This window comes from Chitinophaga sp. S165 (genome assembly GCF_003182155.1).
GTDB lineage: Bacteria > Bacteroidota > Bacteroidia > Chitinophagales > Chitinophagaceae > Chitinophaga.
In genome coordinates this window covers 57,067-77,348 of the sequence record NZ_QGTG01000012.1, presented here as the reverse complement: position 1 = coordinate 77,348, position 20,282 = coordinate 57,067, and the positions used below count along the sequence as shown (strand labels likewise).

11 protein-coding genes are annotated in these 20,282 nt (G+C 44.7%); 3 read left to right on the top strand and 8 right to left on the bottom strand.

Annotated elements, in window-relative coordinates; genetic code table 11:
- Positions 1–84: 84 nt before the first annotated feature.
- Entirely contained in the window at positions 85–1,422 is a 1,338-nt protein-coding gene (locus C7475_RS29660) for a glycoside hydrolase family 27 protein (protein WP_110057067.1), read from the bottom strand.
- A gap of 9 nt (positions 1,423–1,431) precedes the next feature.
- A complete protein-coding gene (locus C7475_RS29655; protein ID WP_110057066.1) occupies positions 1,432–4,035 on the bottom strand; it encodes an alpha-L-arabinofuranosidase C-terminal domain-containing protein in 2,604 nt (867 codons plus the stop codon).
- Positions 4,036–4,594: 559 nt separating this feature from the next.
- Here C7475_RS29655 and C7475_RS29650 point away from each other — a divergent pair.
- The 3 genes from C7475_RS29650 (at position 4,595) to C7475_RS29640 (ending at position 6,973) form a co-directional block, all read left to right on the top strand.
- Positions 4,595–4,807, top strand: coding sequence for a hypothetical protein (locus C7475_RS29650; protein ID WP_110057065.1), 213 nt, complete (start codon positions 4,595–4,597; stop codon positions 4,805–4,807).
- A gap of 205 nt (positions 4,808–5,012) precedes the next feature.
- Positions 5,013–5,996 (top strand): hypothetical protein, encoded by a 984-nt coding sequence (locus tag C7475_RS29645; protein ID WP_110057064.1) that lies wholly within the window; start codon positions 5,013–5,015, stop codon positions 5,994–5,996.
- Between the two features lie 188 nt (positions 5,997–6,184).
- Complete coding sequence (locus C7475_RS29640; RefSeq protein WP_110057063.1) at positions 6,185–6,973, top strand: toll/interleukin-1 receptor domain-containing protein; 789 nt, start codon at positions 6,185–6,187, stop codon at positions 6,971–6,973.
- Between the two features lie 28 nt (positions 6,974–7,001).
- Here C7475_RS29640 and C7475_RS29635 read toward each other — a convergent pair whose 3' ends face one another.
- Genes C7475_RS29635 through C7475_RS29610 form a run of 6 tightly spaced genes read right to left on the bottom strand, consistent with a single transcriptional unit; the run spans position 7,002 to position 20,280 of the window.
- The gene (locus C7475_RS29635) at positions 7,002–13,526 is read right to left on the bottom strand and encodes an AAA family ATPase (RefSeq protein WP_110057062.1); all 6,525 of its coding nucleotides are present in this window, start codon (positions 13,524–13,526) and stop codon (positions 7,002–7,004) included.
- 9 nt (positions 13,527–13,535) lie between these two features.
- A complete protein-coding gene (locus C7475_RS29630) occupies positions 13,536–14,960 on the bottom strand; it encodes a hypothetical protein (protein WP_110057061.1) in 1,425 nt (474 codons plus the stop codon).
- A gap of 17 nt (positions 14,961–14,977) precedes the next feature.
- Positions 14,978–15,559, bottom strand: a complete 582-nt coding sequence (locus C7475_RS29625; protein ID WP_199236313.1) for a 4Fe-4S single cluster domain-containing protein — start codon at positions 15,557–15,559, stop codon at positions 14,978–14,980.
- On the bottom strand, positions 15,559–18,183 hold the full coding sequence (locus C7475_RS29620) for a hypothetical protein (protein WP_110057060.1): 2,625 nt from the start codon (positions 18,181–18,183) through the stop codon (positions 15,559–15,561). Before C7475_RS29620 ends, C7475_RS29625 begins: the two co-directional genes overlap by 1 nt.
- Positions 18,180–19,406 carry a hypothetical protein gene (locus C7475_RS29615; RefSeq protein ID WP_110057059.1) on the bottom strand — a complete coding sequence of 409 codons (1,227 nt, stop codon included), beginning with the start codon at positions 19,404–19,406 and terminating at the stop codon, positions 18,180–18,182. Before C7475_RS29615 ends, C7475_RS29620 begins: the two co-directional genes overlap by 4 nt.
- Positions 19,393–20,280: a hypothetical protein gene (locus tag C7475_RS29610; RefSeq protein WP_146217700.1), complete on the bottom strand. Its 888-nt coding sequence runs from the start codon at positions 20,278–20,280 to the stop codon at positions 19,393–19,395. Before C7475_RS29610 ends, C7475_RS29615 begins: the two co-directional genes overlap by 14 nt.
- Between the last annotated feature and the right edge of the window lie 2 nt (positions 20,281–20,282).

The window sequence follows — 20,282 nt, the reverse complement described above, 5'->3', positions numbered from 1 at the left end:
ACGTTCTTCCATTAAATGCAATACCCTGTATTCCTCTCCGTAAAAGGAATACAGGGTATTATGTTTTTAGATACTGATGCAGGATTATAAAGTGATCTTATACAATCCTGTACCATGTGCGTTAATATCCGGACTGAATGTGCCGGAGAATTTTCCCAGGACTTTCCCTGTCCACAGGTCAGTAACGGTGCAGGATTGGCTATTCCCGATCTGATTGAGATCAACAGTAATTTTAGCGTTGTTCGCCGTCTTGTTAAATACGGCAATGTAATGTGTGCCTTTAGCAGGTGCGTCGGCTGTCCATATGGCCTTTTCTGTATCATTCAGTAAAGGCTTATTGTTCCTGCTATATTTCAGTACATCCAGTACATGTTTATTGGTGAGCAGGGAAAGAGTGAATGCATCATTGTCCGGTAGGTTACCACCAAACATCAGGGGAGACCGGAAAATGCTCCATAGTGTCATCAGGGTATACTGTTCGTCTCTGGTAAACTTTGTCATGCGTGGATTACCTCTCTCTGCACGGATGCCGATACGGCCCAGGGGCAGCATATCGCCATCAGGCCATGCACCATTGGTGCGCCATTTATTCCAGCGTTCAAATACTTCAAAATGGGCGTTTAAAGGTTCCCATGCATCCCAGAAATCGTCGACAGTACGCCACATGTTTGCATGCTGTTGTATATGCGCCCCGTGATCGATAGGTGTTTCACCAGGAGAAGTACTTAACAGGATCTTACGTCCTGTACGGTTTATTGCTTTACGGATCATTTCTATTTCTCCGGAGTGATAGATGGGAGCAGAGAGGTCGTCTACCTTTACAAAGTCCAGTCCCCAGGATGCATACATCTCAAACAGGGAGTTGTAATATTCCTGTGCGCCTTCCTTATCCGGAACAATGGTATACATATCCCGTAACCATTTACATTGATCTTTCTCTGAATAGATATCCTTCGCGGTTACTTTCGTGCCTTTGATGGGCAGGCCGCGTTTAACCGCTACCACAGGGATACCGCGCATAATATGGATACCGAACTTCAGCCCTTTCTTATGCAGATAATCTGCCAGCGGCTTAAAGCCTTTTCCATCTGCGGAAGAAGGGAAACGGTTGACAGCAGGAATGAATCTGCCATATTCGTCTATATTATACTCAGCATTTGTCTCGTTATAACCATGCGCTTTGTCATTACTGATGTACCAGCGGATGTCGACCACCACATATTCCCAGCCGTATTGCTTCAGGTGTTTCGCCATGTAATCGGCATTCGCTTTAACCTCTGCTTCCGTTACTGTAGGACCGTAACAATCCCAACTGTTCCAACCCATAGGAGGGGTAGGTGCCCAATCATGAAAATCACTCTTTTGCTGTGCATTCATGGTCAGGCTGAAAGCCATCATTACTATTGTACATAGCTGTTTCATACCATCAGTTTATTTTGTGTTGATTCGTATAACAGTAAAAGAATAGGGAGGTAGCTTTGTATCGAACTTTCCGGCAACGGTAAAATCAAATGTAACGGGCCGGGCATTTTCATTGTCTGGTCTGCCCTGCAACACGGTCTTAACGGCTGTGCTGTTGGCAATCTCAATGCCGTTAAGGTCAATGGCCGATTGCACTGCTTCAGGCAACAGGTTTACCATTTTTATAATGATCGCTTTGTCTTTGGTATCGCGCACAATTGAAACAGCTACACGTTTCTTTACGCCTTCTATGCCCATGTCGTTGGAAATGGTGGCAGTGCTTGGCAGATATGTGTCGCCTGCATTATTGCCATATAGTTGCTGCACGAAATAGTTTACGGTAGGTTTTACTTCGGTATTATCAAAGTATATGAGGTCCGGCTTCCATTGCGTATGTCCTTCTTTGGCCAGCAGGGGAGCGTACGATGCCATGCTTACAATATCGCCATTCCGTTCCAGTGCTGTCAGGTAGAGAGCTTCAGCAAGCGCTGTTTCAATATTGCTGCGGCGTCCGGGTAGATGTGCTGCATATTCTCCCAGGTATACTTTGGCCCTGGAGCGATCGTATTTATCGTAGTAGTCCTGGTTGTTAATGAACCAGCCGGGCGGAACGTAATAATGTTCGTCTATTAGCGGTACATTTAATTTATTGGCGATGTCCCAGCCTTCCCTGTAGTCGGTACCTTCATAAAAAGGGCCAGCTGTGCCTATTACGGTTACTTCCGGGTGTTTTTCCTTTACTGCTTTAAAGATCATGGCGAACCGTTCTTCGAATACGTCTGTGATCTGGTCTTCATTGCCGATGCCGATATAGTTCAAATGAAAAGGCTCCGGGTGTCCGGCTGCTGCACGTTTCTGTCCCCAGGTGGTATGAACATCACCATTGGCATATTCTATCAGGTCCAGTATATCCTGGATGTAGTCGTCCATTTCATTCAGGGGAATGCCGCCCTGCTGACCGCTGCCTTTATCGGAAGGGCCTGAGTTCTGACAGGGAACGCCGGCTGCGACAACCGGGACTGGTGCTGCGCCGATATCTTCACAGAACTGGAAGTATTCAAAATACCCCAAACCGGCCGACTGATGATAACCCCATAGGTTACGTTGTGGTTTACGCGCCTCCAGCGGACCGATCGTATTTTTCCATAGGTAGATGTTGTCCAGTCCATCGCCGTGTGCTACGCATCCTCCAGGGAAACGTACGAAGCGGGGATGTATATCAGCGATGGTCTGGGCCAGGTCGGCTCGTAGTCCATTCTTCCTGCCTTTGAATGTTTGTTGCGGGAATAGTGAGATCATGTCCAGTGCTAAACGGCCGGCAGTAAGCGGTTGTAATTCCAGCTGGGCGCTGTCAGCATCTGCTGTAGCGGTAAGTATTGTTTTGATGTTTTTCCAGGAATCACCGGATACTGTTACCGTAGTTTCTGACAGGGCCTTGCCTTGCGGACTGACGAGGCGGATCAGCACTTTGCTGCTCTTCCCATCGGGCTGTCTTGCAAAGAATGACAGATCGTATTTTTCGCCCTTTTTAAGAGGGATTCCGTCATAGCCGGTATTCACCAGTGCCGCGCCGGGCGTTTCAGTATTGAGCAACGCATAATGAGAATTATTAGCGTGGACAGGTGTGGTAGCATCAATAGTAAAGGAAGTGTGCTGTCCACGTAGTGTCCAGGAGTGACGGCTGTTCCAGCCTGAATCACGTCCCTCTTTATCGCTTAAGGCATATTCAAAATCGCGGTTCTGGACTAGTTCTGCATACAATCCACCGTCGGCGGCGTAGTTAATATCTTCGAAGAAGATGCCCAGCAGCAAATTGCTGATAGGTATCGCTTTCCCAGGTTGAAGCGTGATATTGGCTTGCAGGGGCTTTTGCAATCCTGCGAAACGTATACTGTCTGTGACGGCCGATTCGGCGTTCTGTTGCCATTTATGCTGCACGAGTTCATTGGCTTTGATCAATCTGTCCACTACTTCCCAGGCTACGCGGTGTACCTGTCCGGTAACTGCTCCTTCAGGCAGGGTAATGTTGACGCCGGCTGCTGTATAGTGAGGAGCGGCGGCTTCCTTTGCTGGAGTGTAAGTGCTGAAATCGTTGGTATTGATCCGGAATTGTTTCCCGTCCCCACCGGTGTAGGTGATGGCATAAGATCGCTGTTGGGCGTCGTAGTATACGACAGGACGCAGGAAGTTGTTACCAGCACTGACGTTCGGGTAGCTCTGCCGGTCCCAGTTAACCAGGTCGGCGGATGTAGCGTGTGCAAAGGTATGGTCCCGGTTATTCAGGCTCCATATACAATGCCATATGCCATCGGCGCCTTGCATCAACCAGGGGCTGATCATTCGCTTGTCTAATCCCCAGCGGCCATAGTCGCTCTTCAGGAAGCCATATCCGTTTCCGATCACATGCCACTGCTGTTTGTCCTGGCTCCAGGCAAACTGCAATCCGTTCCGGTTGTTATTTTTATCGGTAGCATAAGAAAAGAGGTAGGCGGAATCCGGAGCATGCGTAGCTGCGGCCGCTGTTTGCGTTGTCAGGTACAATATTATTACCAGGAATGACCAGTTCATTTTCATATGTGGAATTAGTTACTTGCCCGGGAGATCCGGAGATCGTTACCCTAAAATAGTAATAAAAGTGTGAAATTGACATTTAAAATATCTTCCCTTTTTTATGATTTGACAATTTATGCACTATTGTGTAATAGTACTGGCTTAAGAGTGAGAAATTATGAGATATATGTGGCTGTATGTATATTAGCTTATTAACAACCTGTTACCCATGACCCGTAAAGGAAAAATGATCCTTATCCTGCTTCTGGTATCCCTCGTAATTATCATCTTACGCGAAAGTGGTTAGTTAAATCTTCGCTTATATAACAGTAATATTAGTTCAGCCATTAATACCCATTGGGCTAACAACACAGGACAGGTTATTCTTCCAAAGGAAAACCTGATACGGGACACCTGCTCCCGGTATGTAAAAGTAAAAGATATGCCATTAATGGTGTTTTGCCGGGGTAATAGCTATGGACAAGAGCCACTGCCAGGTTGTTACCCGGTATCAGTGTTTATTGAGGGAATTAACCACGGTCCGCTGTGGATACCTCTATACAAAAATGTTACTTTCAAATGTATGTTTTCCCTTAACCGTGGATTGCAGACATATCGCGAATATGGTGATAGCGTACTGCATACGCACTATTTGCTCAACGGAATGATCATCATAAACGGCAACCTTACTATTAAAGGCTTCTGTTCCCATCGGGATGCTGAAGGCATACTCATTAATCATCTAATGGCCACTGTATATAAGGAAGTACGTGAACAGTTGGATAAGCAGCCGTAGCCAACAAAACAGTATAATAAGCAATAGAGCCAGATAACAGATCTCTATATTTCGTAAATCTGAGCGTCAGGACACGATATTTAGTGAACCAGGAGTGGGGATTTTTTGTTTAACTTATTGATTGTCATGTTTTATGCCGGTGGCATAGCAGTTGCGGATGATTGAACAAATTAGAATCCAAACTCACCCATTCAAAACTCACCTGATGAAAACGGATAATATGGATATTGTCAGCGCAGGCCCGGTATTGGAAGATCTGCGGGCAATAATAGAAAGAAATGATATTCCGGAACATATTTACCTGAGCCGCTCCGCTGTAGAAAGTAAAAGAAATGCTTTAGGTATCATAGAAGAGCCTATGCCTAAGATATTAGAGCTATTGGGTATTCGTAGCCTTATCGTCAGCAGCAGCTATAATCTGGCGTCGTTAAGGGCATTACGTATTGACCTGCCGGATACCGCAAAAGAAGAGTATATCTGGCCTTCGATCAGAAAGGACGAAGTGATCAGAGAGTTACAGTTATTATTCAGGCATTGCCGTACAGTGGGCTTCGATAACTGGGCGGATATAGCAAGTGCTTCGCACGTGTGGGACGGTCTGCTGATGGATGTGATCAAACCCATTGAAAGAAATGATCTCGAATTTATCTTCTACCTGGGTGACCCGATGGTAAAGTTATCTTTCCTGGTCGGAGAAGCACTGGATATCGTAAGTGAATTTTCATTAAACGGACACGTAACTTTCGCACTTGATGAAAATGAAGCTATCAATCTGTGGAAGATACTTAATGGTGTAAGCAAAGAGACGCCGTTAGGACAGCAGACCTATGTCGATCTGCGGAAAAAATATTATTCAATTTTCAGAACGATGAATATTGCACGGGTGCTGATTTACTCAACCACTACTACCATGTTATTTTCAGAAGACGAGCAGCTTGTGCTGGCCCGGAAAGTTCTGGAACATGATGTAGAAGTTGGTGCGAATGCACGTTTAAATTTTATAGAAGGATTTAATATCGGCCTGGCTTTGAAACTTGATATGCCGCGCAGTATTACATTGGGGCTGGTCACACTTGCAGCACAGGGGGAAAATAAATCTGATCCGGAGAAAAAAGATCTGATAAAGTACGTGCAGGATTGGATCGATGATCTGCAAAGAACAACTACTATAAATCTTTACGGGGAATAAGTGGGTGATATGAATGGGTAAGCCCTTCGCTGGCTTAAATAAGAAAGGTTGTGAGCTGCTGGCTTACAACCTTTTTTTGTGCGGCATAACGGACTGATTGAGCAGGTGCCAGATATTTGCGTTATTTTTTATAGATTTGGTGCTGTACCTCAGAAAAAATCAAGTTATACTCCAAAACAAACCACCAAATGAAGAACGAGATTTTTATTTCTTATGCCTGGGGAGACGACCAGGAACCCCATGAGAGCAGAGAAGTTATTGTTGATCTCATTTATGATAAGTTGCTGTCATTAGGAATGAACATTATCCGCGATAAGAAAGACCTGGGTTATAAGGGAAATATCCGGGAGTTCGAAGACAGAATAGGGGCGGGGAATTATATTATCCTGGTAGTTAGTGACAAATTCCTGAGGTCTAAACATTGTATGTATGAAGTGCTTAAGATCAGTGAACATGAAGACATGTACGAACGTATTTTTCCGGTTGTGTTATCAGATGCCAGGATCTATGACAAAGAGGATGTGTTAAAGATCTATATTAACTATTGGCATAGAAAGACGTGTGCACTGGAAGAAGCAATAAGACAGGCGCCGAGCCTCTCAGATATTCCCAGTGTGCATGACGAACTAAGAACATTTGTTGCAATAGAGCGTTTGCTTGACAGGTTCACCAACATGCTTTCCCAAATGAATACCTTGGTGCCCGAAATTCACAAGGAGACGGATTTCAGTGCTTTGCGTAAAGCTTTGCAAGAGCAGATGAAGATTGATGTTGCGACAGCTCATAAGATTGATAAGCCGATCCTGCAAGATGATCGGCATAACAAGGCTATGGATACCCTGCAGCGCGATCAAACCGACAATGGGCATTCCCCATCTTTCGTTGTTTATAACTATGGCACAGGAGATGTTGTTTCTCAGGGAGTTAAAAATGAAACCCATCACCATTATGGAAAGAACCCTTCCGGCCAGAAATAGCCGGAAGGAGGTTGGGAAATATGGCCCGTTAATTCAGTTTGACTGTTTTGTCCGTTAAAGGGCCATATTTTTCTACATAATATTCAATGATCTCGTCTCTTTTCAATCCTTTCGGTTCGGGCAGTACATAACCATACTGGCCTGGTTCTGCCAATGTATTGGCTGCATATTCGGTTTCAAACTGTGTATAGCATCTGTATGGAATGATGATGAGTTCTTTCCTTGCTTCTCCTTTTTCATTTTTCGTTAATACCTGGTACAGCCTTCCCGATTCGTCAAGCTGTGGATTGTCCTGGAGTAGTTTATCGTTCAGTTTTTCAACTTTGGTTTTATACTCCAGGGACAATGCATAATATTCCATTGAATCACTGGCTACCTGCTCGTCGATCGCGGCATTCAGGTAGATGCGGGCTAGACCGACATACGGGTCTGCCAGTTCTTTATCGTCCGGCGCCATGTGTTTTTCGCAGAGTTGGACAGCCTGCTTCTGCCATTTTATGGCCTGAAAATGTTCATGTAAGCTTGAATGGCTGCCGGCAATGGCTTGCATGCATACCACTTCCAACGGAGAATCATTATCAGGATTTTCCTTATCCTTTACAAACGCTTTTTGTACATACTCCAGTGCTTTTGAATGGGCGGTAATTGCTTCCCTGGCCCTGTTTTCCCGGACGCGATATTCCCCTAGTATATGGTTAACACATGCAATATCAAGATAGTGATCCGGTTTATCGGGTAGGATGTCGAGACAGTCATAAATATATTTCTCTGCATCGGTATCCACTTCAGGAAGGTTACCAAAATAGTAGATCGTGCGGAAAAAGATCGACATCATCAATACATTCTTAACGGGCTGCTTCTGGCAAATGTCAAGGCTCTTCTTTTGTATGCGGAAGCCTTCTTCCTCCCTGTTGGAGTACTTCAATGCCAGTGCATAATTACTGTATATCAGGAATAGGTCTTCATGATCTTCTTTCCGGTGATGTTCCACTATTTTGATTGACCTGGCAAAACGATTGGCAGCCTGGATGAACAGATCAAGGTCCACTTCTTCTGTCTCATCAAGTTTTTTCAGCCCATCCTGCAGGTCAATCACTCCTGCAACATAGAAAGCTTCATAACACTGGATGTCGTCTTCCGGCAGGTGATTGACAATATTTTCAATGGCACGGTTGGAATAAAAACGCGCATTGGAGAGATCATTGTCGCTGGCATACGCAACTGCTATGTTTACATCAATCAGATTGATCAATAGGGAATCACGTTCCATTCCTTCTTCATCGATCAGCAAACTTTGGGCCTGCTTCAGATTGACAATGGCATCTTTGTATTTGTTCAGCTCTATCTGTGCAAGTGCTAATCCTTGTTTCAATGAAACAAGTGCCAGTGGAGCAGGTACTTCGCAATTATTTTCAATATCCAATGCTTTGTCAAAATAGATAATGGCATTGTTCAGATCATTTTTTCCTACTCTCATCTGGAGGCTGCCTAATTGCGACCAGGATGAAATGAGCATGTTTTCAAGCTGGATGCGGTCTTTACGTTCCTTAAGGTCTATTTTTTCAATAAACCGGCCAGTTTCTTCAAATGATTTTTCTGCATCACTGTAATCGCCCATCATAGTTTGAATGATGCCGATATTAAAATTGATAAGAGAATACCAGAGGGGAAATTCATCCTTTACGGATTCAAGGGTTGTTTTTTCTTTGATAGAAACTGCCAGGGATTGGTTGAACTGACCATTGGCGCGGTATAACTGGCTTAAGTTAATGTATACCGGATAGTCAAAAAGATCGGCTTCATTGACATGTGTAACAAAGGTCTCTAAAATATAAAGATAGTCGGAGATCAGGCTGAAGATGGCTTTTCCGAATACCGAATACTCGATCTTGTTGCAAAGGTTAGTACCCAATGAAATGAACAATACTTCACAGTTTTGTAGGGTAGGCGGATATTGACTACGGCAAACCTGTTGTATTATCTGATGGCAGAATAATCCCTGACTGTTGTCAACCGAGAGGAACCCTTTCCGTTGCAGCATAATGACAATGTTGTTGAAATGGTCTTTCTTGTCATCATCATCGAGTAGGAACAGATCGTAGATCAGCCTGCGGGGTATTGGACGGTCGGGCAGTACCGAGAAGTAGACAAGGTAGTTGATCTCTTCTTCACTGAGTCCGGCAATATCAAACAGGGATTTGAAGATCTCTATGACCTCGTCATTGCTTTCGCCACCTTCTTTGTAAGTAATATCGATCTCACCTCTCGTTATTGTTAACCCGTGAATATGCTCCAATAGTCTGTCAAAGGTCATATTGGGGTTGGTTTGCAACATCTTCGCAAGGATCTCGACAGCTAAAGGATGATAACTGACCGGTTTAAGTAATTTGTCGATAACATCTGCACTGGTTTCATCCTGGTAAAAGGAGTTAAATAATTGCATCGCTGCATTTTTATCAGGAGGATCTAGCTTGATAGGTTTGATACCTGGTAATTGTTGTCTGCTGGTGATCAATATCCTGGTATTCGTCAATGACAGCGATTCCAGTTCTTTGGCACTGCTTGATGATAATCCGTCAATAACAAGCAACACTTCTTTTCTCAGGCTATTGATCTTTGTAATGATGTGTGCATAACGTGTAGCATCATCGTCTGCTTCTCCCAGATTTACACCCAGTCTTTGAATCAGCACACCGTTCTCAATAAAAGACTTTTGAAGATTGGTTTTTGCTTCCAACCATATAATGTGCGAAAAAGAGTATCGATAATCAGTTACGAGATGAAGCGCCGTTTTGGTTTTACCAACTCCTCCAATGCCATGCAGAACCAGTTTGCCATTGGATTTTGGATCTGTTAATTGTGTGTAGATCTCTTTTAGTACTTCGTCACGGCCAAATAGCTGTCCTTCGGATTGTGGCAGATCTGTGAGTAGCTGACCGTTCTCATTAGAGTCATGATAGTGATTGACAATAGTCTTAATACTACGACCGAAAAGCATATCGCCGGAACCATAGTTGTTTATAGCGGAAGTGTTTTGCCCCTGTTCTTTCTTTTCACGCAAAGGGCTGAAATCTTCAGCCGCTTTGTTATGAGTATCGCCGGTTGCTGTTTGTTCAGAACCTTCAAGGGGCGGAAGGTCTTCGCGGATAATGGTGGAGAACCATTTGTCATCTGTATCCAATCGTGCAACGCGCTCACGATGTTTGGGCAGTACGACATTGTTTAACCAGGTTTCCACATCTCGTGCATTGCCGAATTCATGTCCACGCTGTACCCTGTAATAGTTGAGATGATTTTCCAGGTCTTTGTCCAAGCCATCCTGTAGCTCGTACCTCCATTTTTTCAGCAGGTTCTTAAAGATCTGGACCATTTCTTTGCCGTTATAGTCAGGAAAGCTGATCCGGTTTTCCTGTGGAAAGCGGGAAGAAAGACCTGAGTTAGCACGCATGAGATGTTGCAGCTCGCGGGGATATCCGGCTGCTATAACTACCAGGCGGTCGCGATGTTCTGTCATCATAGGAACGAGGGCATCTATAGCTTCGCGTCCTACGGTATCGCTTCCATCGAGAAAGAGAGAATAAGCTTCGTCGATGAACAGTATGTTATCCAGCGAATTCCTGACCAGTTCCTGCGTTTTTGATGTTGTATGCCCCTGATACCTTGCTACAAAACTATCTCTCGTTGCGGGCAACACTTCACCGCGTTTTAATATGTCAAGTGCCCGGAAGATCTTGCCCATGAGTTTAGCAACAGTTGTTTTACCTGTGCCAGGATTGCCGGTAAACAGCATATTGTAGTTTTGCGGCGTGGCTGGCAAATCAGGATGAGTGGCCGCGCGTCTTTGCTGGTGTCTGTACGCTGCCACAAGATCCGTTACATATTTTTTTACAGGCGTCAGTCCTACGAGTTCATTCAATTCTTTCAGTGCCTGATCGATGGTCTCTTTGTCATTATCAACAGGCAGTAGATTGACTGCTTCCTCCGGCAGATCAGCCAATATGATGGGAGTGTCCCTGTACACAAGTTCCTGTTCAAGACAACGAACAGAATGGCCTTCGATCATGTGCTGAATAAAGTTTTCTATGTTCCCGGCGTTACCAAACTGTTTATCCTTACGATCGTACATGTGTTGTATGATCTGCTGTATTTTTTTATCAAGACCCTCTTCAAGTGTAAGCCTGTATTTAGCGAAAGTGAATTGAAAGATCTGGTATAATTGTTCTGCGTTGTAATCTTCAAAATCGATGGTGGTGGGAAAGCGGCGGGATAGTCCCGGATTGCTCTTCAGAAACTCCCTGAGCTGATCCGGATATCCTGCGATGATGACACAAAGGTCATTCCTGTGGTCGTCCATTTTTTTGAGCAGGGTATCGATGGCTTCTTTACCGTAGGTATCATTGTCGCCGTTGACAAGTGAATATGCTTCATCGATAAAGAGGATTCCCCCCATTGCCTCTTCTATCTTAGCTGTTACTTTTTGCGCAGTTTCTCCAACATAGCGGCCAACGAGATCTACCCGGCTGGCCTCTACAAAGACATTGTTGCTCAATACCTGGTGATGCTGATATATTTTTCCGACAAGTCTGGCTACTGTGGTTTTACCCGTACCGGGGTTGCCCGTGAATACCAGGTGAAGGCGTCTGCCTTCATTGAGTTCCGGCTCCAGGTAAGGGCTGGTTACAACGGTAGCAAGCTGCCTTTTGATCTGTCTTTTTGCTTTTTGAAGACCGATCATTTGTTGAAGTTTCTCCATTGCATTCCCTTCCGGCGTATGTTTTTGGGCAATTTTCAGGTGCTCGGCGGGAATATCTTCTACTTCAAAACTTGTTTGACGGGGATCGAGGAGTAAGCGGTCACACCGGTCTATCCGCATTTCATTGATCCGTGCGAATAGTTGTTCAACTGTCCTGCCATTATCAAATTTCTTTTGGCGCGTCCGGTAAATACTGTTGAAAACCTTATCAAGGGCCTGATCAAATTCCTCTGTCGCGGTAAGTTTACTTTTTTTCACTCTGCCATTGAATATCTGCAGGAGTTCTTCGGGTTTATAATCTTCTATAGTAAGTGTAAGGCCGATCCTTCCTTTAAATCCGGGATTGGCTTCCAACAGGTTGTCCATTTCCGCAGGATAACCAGCCAGGATGACACAGAAACGATCCTGCCAGTCGGACATACGTTTGATAAGGGTATCAATGGCTTCCTGACCGAAGCTATTTGACGTCCCGGCAGTGTTGTTAGGATCTTTTCGTGGCATGAGGCCATAGGCTTCATCGATAAACAGTACCCCATCCAGCGCGTCCCGGCAGCAATTATCTGTGGCGATGGCCGTTTGTCCTACATAACCCGCTATTAAACGTGCCTGGTCTACTTCAATAAGTTGTCCGCGTTCCAGTAATCCGGATTCATACAGTATGGCGGCTATCAACCGCGCAAGGGTTGTTTTGCCGGTACCCGGATTCCCTTTCAGCATGATATGCATCAGTGGTTTATCATTGGGATTATGCTCGCGCATTTCCTGCAACTGGCGGATATAGCGGCGTAAGGCTTGCTTCACATTACTAAGCCCTACCAGCGCATCCAGTTTTTTTAAAGGTGGTTCTTCTTCCATACTGAGCGAGGAGGTTAATACTTTTTGTTTATTGAGTTCTGTTACATTGATGATCTCCATTTTGCGAAGCATGGTTTCCCATCTTTTGAGTGTATTACGGTCGAAGTCAAGGGCGCGGGCAATACGGTTAAGTTGAAGCCAGTCAACTTCCTTTGCTTTCAGAATGCGTTGACGATGGATGATAGAACGTATTTCATCCTGTTGAGGATATCCCAGATGTAATAAGGAATCCAGTCCCTTCGCTGCATCTCTCATTGCTACAATGGAGCTGAGAGCAGGCATACCGTCTACCAGTTCTTTCAGTTTCTCCAGGTCGATCGCATTGGTGATGATAAATATTTTGTTCTCAACATGGCGACGACGAAACCCACTGATCAGTGGTTCCAGTAGTCGAAGTACTTCCGAGTTGCTACGTGGGTTGTCGAACTGGCTTAAAATGACAGCTGTTCTGCCATCCGTCCGGCGCATGGACGCACGGATGATATCAATAACAGCTGCATCGCTTCCTCCCCGGACGATGGATATATATCCTTCCTGTTTGTTCCACAAAGGTTGTTTGCCATCGTTATTTCCGGGGCCATTACTCCCGGCAGCAGGGCGGTTGCGAAGGAATTTCTGTGTACCAAGAGGCCGGTTGTCTCTGGTGGTTGTATTGCCAGTTGTAACAGTATGTTCTTCAGTTACCGGAGCAGGTGTATGTTCGGTTGGAAAGCAATGCGTATAGGAAGTCTCATCATAGGCATAAAGTTGTCTTTCCGGTGAGTAGAAAATGATCTGGTCGTATCCATGTTCATGCAGATATAACGCGAGTATTTTCTCAATGCCGTCGATATCATGCATCCTCAGATCTTCGGTGATAAAGATATCATTCACCTGTCCATATACCAGTACGACAGTGTCACTGTTAGAAAGATCAAAGTGGCTGGTAATACGCTTAACTGGCATGTAATTCCGTTATTTGTTGGTTGTTTTGGCAGACGATGGTACAGACAGGTCGGATGCTTGTTGTACTACCTGTTTCGGCAGTTTTTTTGATCCCTGTTTGATAAGGTTCTCCACATCATAGAACTCGTGGATGCCCTGGTCGTTGCAAATGGTCTCACCGGCGTGAAGGCCACCTTCACGTAATGCTACCAGGAGATCAGTATTGCGTTTGCGCTTTCCCTCATCGTCCATATGTTCTTCATTATAGGTATTGATAGAAAGTGTGTTTTCATAGGTCTTCTCATTGGGAGAGATGACCGTCACGATTTCGGTGCCGAGTACATTTGACAGCTTTATCATATAAGGTTCACGCTGGTCGCTGGTAGAGTAACCGCGTTGTCCGTTTTGTACCCTATATCCCTGGGCTTCCAGTTTTTCTATTACCACATCGCCTATCTCTGCCCGGAGCTGCGAAGAAATGATACGTTCTACTGCCTCATTCACGAGCGTTTCCTGTTCCCGCGAGAACTGTTCAAGATCGTTGAGATAATTGTTCAGTTGTACGGTAGTGAGCGTTGACTGGTTTTGATCGATATGTTCCCTCACTGCTTTTATTTTGTCTTCCAGTACCTGGTAACGTCCATTGGTCCAGAAATCCGCTTCCTGGAGTGTGGCATTGTTTTCCAGTTTGATCTGGCGGTTTTGCCTGACAGCGGTGAACAGTGCGCCAACTGCATCAGCTACGGTGCGGTAGGTCATTTCGAATTCCATTTCTTTGTTCATGATATCTTCTTCAAGATCCATCAGTTCGAAATGAGCCCGTTGAATAGTCGCAATAGCAGCAGCAGGAACGTCTTCCCGTAACTGGCGGCGGGCAGCTTCCAGCTGGCGTTTTATCTTGTCCAGATGCCCCGGTGCAAAACGTTGGTGTGGCAGGTACTGATCTGCTGCCTGGATAAGCTGTTCAAGGTCGGATAAGTACACGGTGGCCCTTTTCTCACGATGTTCTTCGCGCCTGTTGATCTGTTCAATATCGATCTTAAGGTTGTTGATTTGTTGTTGCTGCAATTGTGAGATACGCTGGTATTCCCTGCGCTGTTCATCAAGTTTTCCCTTTGTCCAGTTCCGTAGGTTTTCTACTTTCTGATCTACGCGAACTTCCAGGTCCTGCATTTCCTGCAATACTTGCTGACGTTGTTGAGCCATCTGTTGCTGATGCTCTGCAGCTTGATTACGCAATTCGCTTTTAAGGGAGTTGGCTACGGCAGCCATTTTCTGGTCGCGTTTTTCCAGTTCGGTACGCAGTGCGGCATATTTTGCAGCATTCTCTGTTTGCATGTTATTGAGGGATTGCTGCAAGCGGTCCCGTTGTTGCTGGATATCATACAACTGCCGGCGATTATCCAGCATCTGATCTTGCAGGATCTGTATGGGCGTTCTTTTTTCTCCGCTCATGGTTAGTTCTTTTATCGTTACCAATTGAAGCCGGATGGAGGGATACCTGCCATCAGTGCTCCATCGTTTAATAAATGGATCTCTATATCGGATCGCCGGTTAAGGATCTGTTCCCTAAAAGGCAGCAGCCGATCGGTCAGGAAATGAAATTGCTGATTGGCTGAACCTCGCAGGCCTGTCTGATCATTGAGATGTTGTACATATTGACCATCAACAAGCAGGTCAATACAGGCTAATAATTCCCGTGCCTCATCCCATACCAACTGGCGGTGTGTAAAGCCTGTGAAAACGATCACATTCAATTCGGGACGCTCTGCTGATATCCGCCGGATCAAACCGGATAATTTACCTGCCTGCATCATGGGTTCGCCTCCCGAAATAGTAATGCCTTCAATGTTTTGCTCAGCTATGATCTGCTTTGCCAGCAGATCTATTGGCATTGGGGTAGCTATCTTAAATGGGATCCAATCAGGAGAAATACATCCTTTACAATTGAATGGACAACCTTGCACCCATATGGCAAAGCGTTCACCAGGACCGAGTGTCTTGGTAGCCGGGCAAAGCTGTGCGATATTGAGACGGGATGGTGTCATATGCATTACCTCCAGGTGGGGCCATGTGTTCTAGTGAAAAGAAAACCTTTTTTATTTGACGGACTTTTGAATGCTGTATATGTATTATTTTCCTCCGGCATTAAGCACACTAACTGATCTCTGATGATCTTGTAATCTTCCCAGGAAGGCCGGATGGTATTAAGCAACGTTAGATAATGTGAATATTCGTCCTTGACGATCAGGAATACTGCATACTGGTAAATGATGTGTTGCCATTGTAGCAACGGAGTGTTTATTGCGGCGGCAGATTTGGAGGAGGCTGGGTATCGCTGCTGTAAATCAGTTAATATGTTTTTTAACATTACCGGAAGTTTCTCCTTATTTCGATTATCCAGTTCATTAAAAAGGACTTCCCACGCATAATGGGGCCAGGGAAGCTTTATTAATGAACGTAGGACTTGTTCGTCGAAACGTTTATTCTTCACATATTTTGCAACTTGTCCCATATGATCCAGTCTGCCGATTGCCCGGATATGGTCTAATGTAATATCCATATGTGCAGCAGGTACCGGACGTTTAATTTTCCCCTTTTCGCTTAGTAACCTGGCTATCCTTATATGTTCAATTGGTATATGAGCAACGTCGTTGTCAAGAGCGTCATATACGGGTTTCAGGTTCGAGCCGTTTATGTGGATGATGGTATTTGGAAATTTCGATTTGTCAGCCGTTGGATTGTGTATCAAGTTACAAAGAGACCAGAGATCACTTTGTTGAGAATCACGAAAACATCGTGCAATATATCTGTTCAGTGCATCATGGACGTTAACATGTGGGACGAATGTCAGGACCTTTTCCAAGGACAGGGAATCCATCAGCCGGTCGCGCACAGGAAGAGGAATGACGTTGACAAAATCTTTCTGTTCGTTGTCCGTTAACTGCTCAAAATGGAATCTGAATGTTTTCGGACTGCATTCCGATTGTAAAACACAAAGCGCCAGGGCTTTGTCAGGAAGTTTGAAAGATAACTCGGCTATTTCGAATAGGGACCTTAATGAATTGATATCCCATTGCGGCCAGTTGAAAAACAAGTGCCAGGTAAATTGTTTGAGATGAGACACACAGCCAAGAACGAACGCTTTGCCCAGTTTTTCATATTCATAGGCCCGGAGGAATAAGGGATATTGCTCTGATGCGGGCGCTTTTTCAAGTTGGTCCATGAAATCAATCTGATCCTGTATCTTTTCCAGCTGGCTTTTTTGATCGGCGGTGATCTCTCCGACAACAAAATCTTTGATCATACAGATGCCTCTTTCTTTGATCGTCTGCTGCTGGTTGGAGTTAATGAGTGGTATCACTTTATTAATGAAGGGCGTATTCCTGTCTGGTGATAAGATATTCGTTACGGAAAAGAATGTGCTTACCTGGTCAAGCCTGCTAAATAATAGTTTATCTGCCACCTCACTTTCCAGCTTGATCCACAGGTCATCAGTGAGGTGCGATATTATATATTGGGAGATAACTCTGTAGGTACTGAGATCATCCGCAGTGGGCGGTTTTTTTTTGAGCAATGTGCGCCAGATGATATTACAAAGGTCAGCCCGCTCATATCGCTGCACGATCGATATGATCCTTTCAACATTCTGTGCATCGTCTGCCTGGGAGGTAAAGAACGTTTCAAATTTTTGTGCCGGCATATAGGGTACTTCCGGCATCTGGTGGAAAAGGTCGGCGCATTTATTGAACAGCTCCGGAGTGTAGGCCGCTGCTGAGATCTTCGAGAAGACTTCATCCCTGAAGTGGGCGAAGTCACCTTTCTGAATGGCGGTAAGCAACGAACGTGCATAGATGCCAGGATTTTCAACTCCCGCATTATTGATGTCGATCACCGTTGCTCTATCGGCCATGCGCTTGACCCGCTCACTGTTCTCTGTTTCAAAACATAATACCTGACAGATATCCATCAAGGTATGGGAGTTGGCAAAGGAGGTAATGGAGAGATGCCGGTGTACAAAATCAAGGGGAAAGGATTGCAACAGGCACATCGCCCAATTCAATAGCGTCGACTTATCGTCAATAATGAGTACTTTCTGCCGCCTGATGATGGCGTCAACCACCGCCATAAACATTTTCTGCCGGGAAGCGGTTTTTCCGCCGGAAATGCCCGGATCGGAGAATGTTGGAAGTAGTAGCTCATCGAAACAATCCAGGTATATGAATTCAGGGTCCACCTGCATTGACAATGGAGATATATTGATAGGTATAGGATCGTTGGAACTGTCTTCCGCCGCTATAATGTCTCCGGTTTTCCAGGCAGCTTTCTTATATAGTTCTACAGGATTGAACCGGTGTTGGCTATCTGTAACGAGCGCATGTGAAACATAATTACCCGGTCTGGGCGGATATGAGTGGAGGTCAAAACCAACGTATGTTGATCTTGATACGACCTTTGTTTTTGGATCGAGGTTATAGAACAGAAATAATTCCGGGCGTTCTCCCAGTCCGATAGAAGACATGTCAGAATAAGCAGTAGACACGTAGACGCCGTAACCGCCAAGTTTTTCATCTGTCTGTTCGTCCATTGGAGGCGTATATTGGTAGGTACGGTATCCCTTTCTTGCACGCGAGGACGTTTTGATATGTTGTCTGAATGTAATAACGTTGCTGGTCATTGTTCAGTGATGAATTTGGTTTGTTGAAGAAGCCAGATAAGTGGTTGAAGTACACCCTTAGGGTCTACGCCTCCGGGTACCCTTAGATCCATACCATCCCGACGGGGCATTTTGCCCAATGGGGATACAGGGAACAGCCGGTAGTTCTGGTACTGTTTGTCCATGATATTGAGTAGTTTCTTATCGGTTTCTTCCAATAGTTCTCTGAGGTCGGTAGATACCAGATCGACCTCAGAGAGAATATCCTGTATACTTTCCATGTCGGGGTCGAAGTCGGGAGGGATATACAAATTGACGATCTCTGCGATCAGGTCAGCTCTGGACAGACAAAAAGCTGTATGCGCTTTTATTTTCCGGTTAGGTTTTATTCTGCCGGTTCTGAGATAAAACTGGTAAAGTGTTTCAAGGATATCGAAATTGTTATTGTTAGTGTAGGAGCCTGAAGGGATTGTGCCTGGCCGTTCCTTTTGGATCAGGCGAAGTAATTCACCTATATCAAGAGGATTCATAAGGAAAACAATGCCCTGGGCGTATTGAAGGTTGGGATGTTTCTGTATGAGTATATCGATCTTACTAAATTGTTCTCCGGGGCTGTCCAGCAGTGTGATGTAGGTAACCTTCTTATGATGTTTGTTATGAAGGCGTACAATAGTAGGATGCTGGTCTTTGGTTGTACCGTCCAGGCTGAGTTCCTGTTGTATCAGTATAGAGCGGTTTTTCTCGAACTGGTCTCTGCCTTCCTGGTTGATAATCGAGCCATATATACCTAAATCGCCCAGCAGGGATTTGCGATGCATCAACAATTCACAAAACAATGTGATAAAGGAAGTCTTTCCACACTGTAATCCTCCGACAACAGCAAGGCTGGTAGTTCGGCTGGCAAAAAAGTCGGAAGGAAGTTCTGATCTGCAGCTTGAGTTTGCACACCGGTATAATTTAACGGCTTTCCTATGTCCTGTGCGTATATTGTACTCCTTCATCCGGCGATGGACATTGGCAAAACAATAGGGACATTGGTACCGGTTAAATAATGTATCGAAATAAGCGGGAATGACATCGAACGCCTCCGTTATTCTTTCTATGAAGCTTAAACGGGGGATGGGGGATGATGTTACTCCCGGCACTGTGGCAGATGTTAAAGCGAATACGGCTTCTTCCTCGGGTATATCCATTGTGGAAGATAAGGGCGCCTGTGCGTTTATATCCTGATCAGTGTACTCCATGAGTATCGTTTATTATTTGTGATTGTTGCAATGCCCAAAGAAATGGGGCTAGTAATCCTTTAGGTTCTCTAAAGTCCCAGTAAAAATTTTCATCTTTCCCAAAAGGAGCGACTGCGAAATAACAACTGTTGCTGAATTTTGAATCGAGATCGATGGGATCAATGGTATCACTATGTGTTTCCAAAAACGCTCTCAGTTGTTTGGACACTGTCTTGATATCTCGGAAAAAGGATTTGGAGGTAGCGTCTACAAACGGTTCGGGTGGGATATCTTTGGGCCTCCTATGTAAAAGGAGATCGAATTTTGAGATGCAGATCGCTGTTGGAGTATCTACATATTGATTATTATCTTTTACTTTTTGCATGACCTTATGGAAATGTTCTGCAAAATTGAAATTAGCACGAACTTCCTGGTTAGGTCGTTCCAATATCCGGTTGAGCCCAGTATCCTTTCTGGGGTTTACGAAACAAAGGCTAACAGTTCCTTTCAGTTCATGTGAATCTGTATAGAATTTTCTTTTTATTATTTCGTCTTCTATTTTTTCACCCGAAGAATTGAATAATACAAGCTCATATATTTTACCGCTTTCCATCGTGATGATCAGACTGAAAAAGCCAAGTATGTCCGGTTTGGTCGCTTCCATCCCACCATCTTTACTAAACTTAATGAGCAGGTCTAATAAGTTTTCTGATTCGGGATCAATCATTTCAATATTTATAATGCCCATTTTCTTTAGCAGTATTTTGTTAGCTGAAGAAGGGCGGAGCAATTCATGAATGAGGCATACCAGGTAGTATGTTTTACCAGCATTGATGCCGCCGACCAGAGAAAAAAGGCATTTAGGTGGTATCTCGTAAGGGAATCTTCTCTTCATAG

What these genes read in the sequence shown, in the direction of transcription:
- C7475_RS29620 (WP_110057060.1), bottom strand. Translation starts at nt 18,183, where the DNA reads ATGACCAGCAACGTTATTACATTCAGACAACATATCAAAACGTCCTCG.
- C7475_RS29625 (WP_199236313.1), bottom strand. Translation starts at nt 15,559, where the DNA reads ATGCATATGACACCATCCCGTCTCAATATCGCACAGCTTTGCCCGGCT.
- C7475_RS29645 (WP_110057064.1), top strand. Translation starts at nt 5,013, where the DNA reads ATGAAAACGGATAATATGGATATTGTCAGCGCAGGCCCGGTATTGGAA.
- C7475_RS29630 (WP_110057061.1), bottom strand. Translation starts at nt 14,960, where the DNA reads ATGAGCGGAGAAAAAAGAACGCCCATACAGATCCTGCAAGATCAGATG.
- C7475_RS29660 (WP_110057067.1), bottom strand. Translation starts at nt 1,422, where the DNA reads ATGAAACAGCTATGTACAATAGTAATGATGGCTTTCAGCCTGACCATG.
- C7475_RS29635 (WP_110057062.1), bottom strand. Translation starts at nt 13,526, where the DNA reads ATGCCAGTTAAGCGTATTACCAGCCACTTTGATCTTTCTAACAGTGAC.
- C7475_RS29615 (WP_110057059.1), bottom strand. Translation starts at nt 19,406, where the DNA reads ATGGAGTACACTGATCAGGATATAAACGCACAGGCGCCCTTATCTTCC.
- C7475_RS29610 (WP_146217700.1), bottom strand. Translation starts at nt 20,280, where the DNA reads ATGAAGAGAAGATTCCCTTACGAGATACCACCTAAATGCCTTTTTTCT.
- C7475_RS29640 (WP_110057063.1), top strand. Translation starts at nt 6,185, where the DNA reads ATGAAGAACGAGATTTTTATTTCTTATGCCTGGGGAGACGACCAGGAA.
- C7475_RS29655 (WP_110057066.1), bottom strand. Translation starts at nt 4,035, where the DNA reads ATGAAAATGAACTGGTCATTCCTGGTAATAATATTGTACCTGACAACG.
- C7475_RS29650 (WP_110057065.1), top strand. Translation starts at nt 4,595, where the DNA reads ATGTTTTCCCTTAACCGTGGATTGCAGACATATCGCGAATATGGTGAT.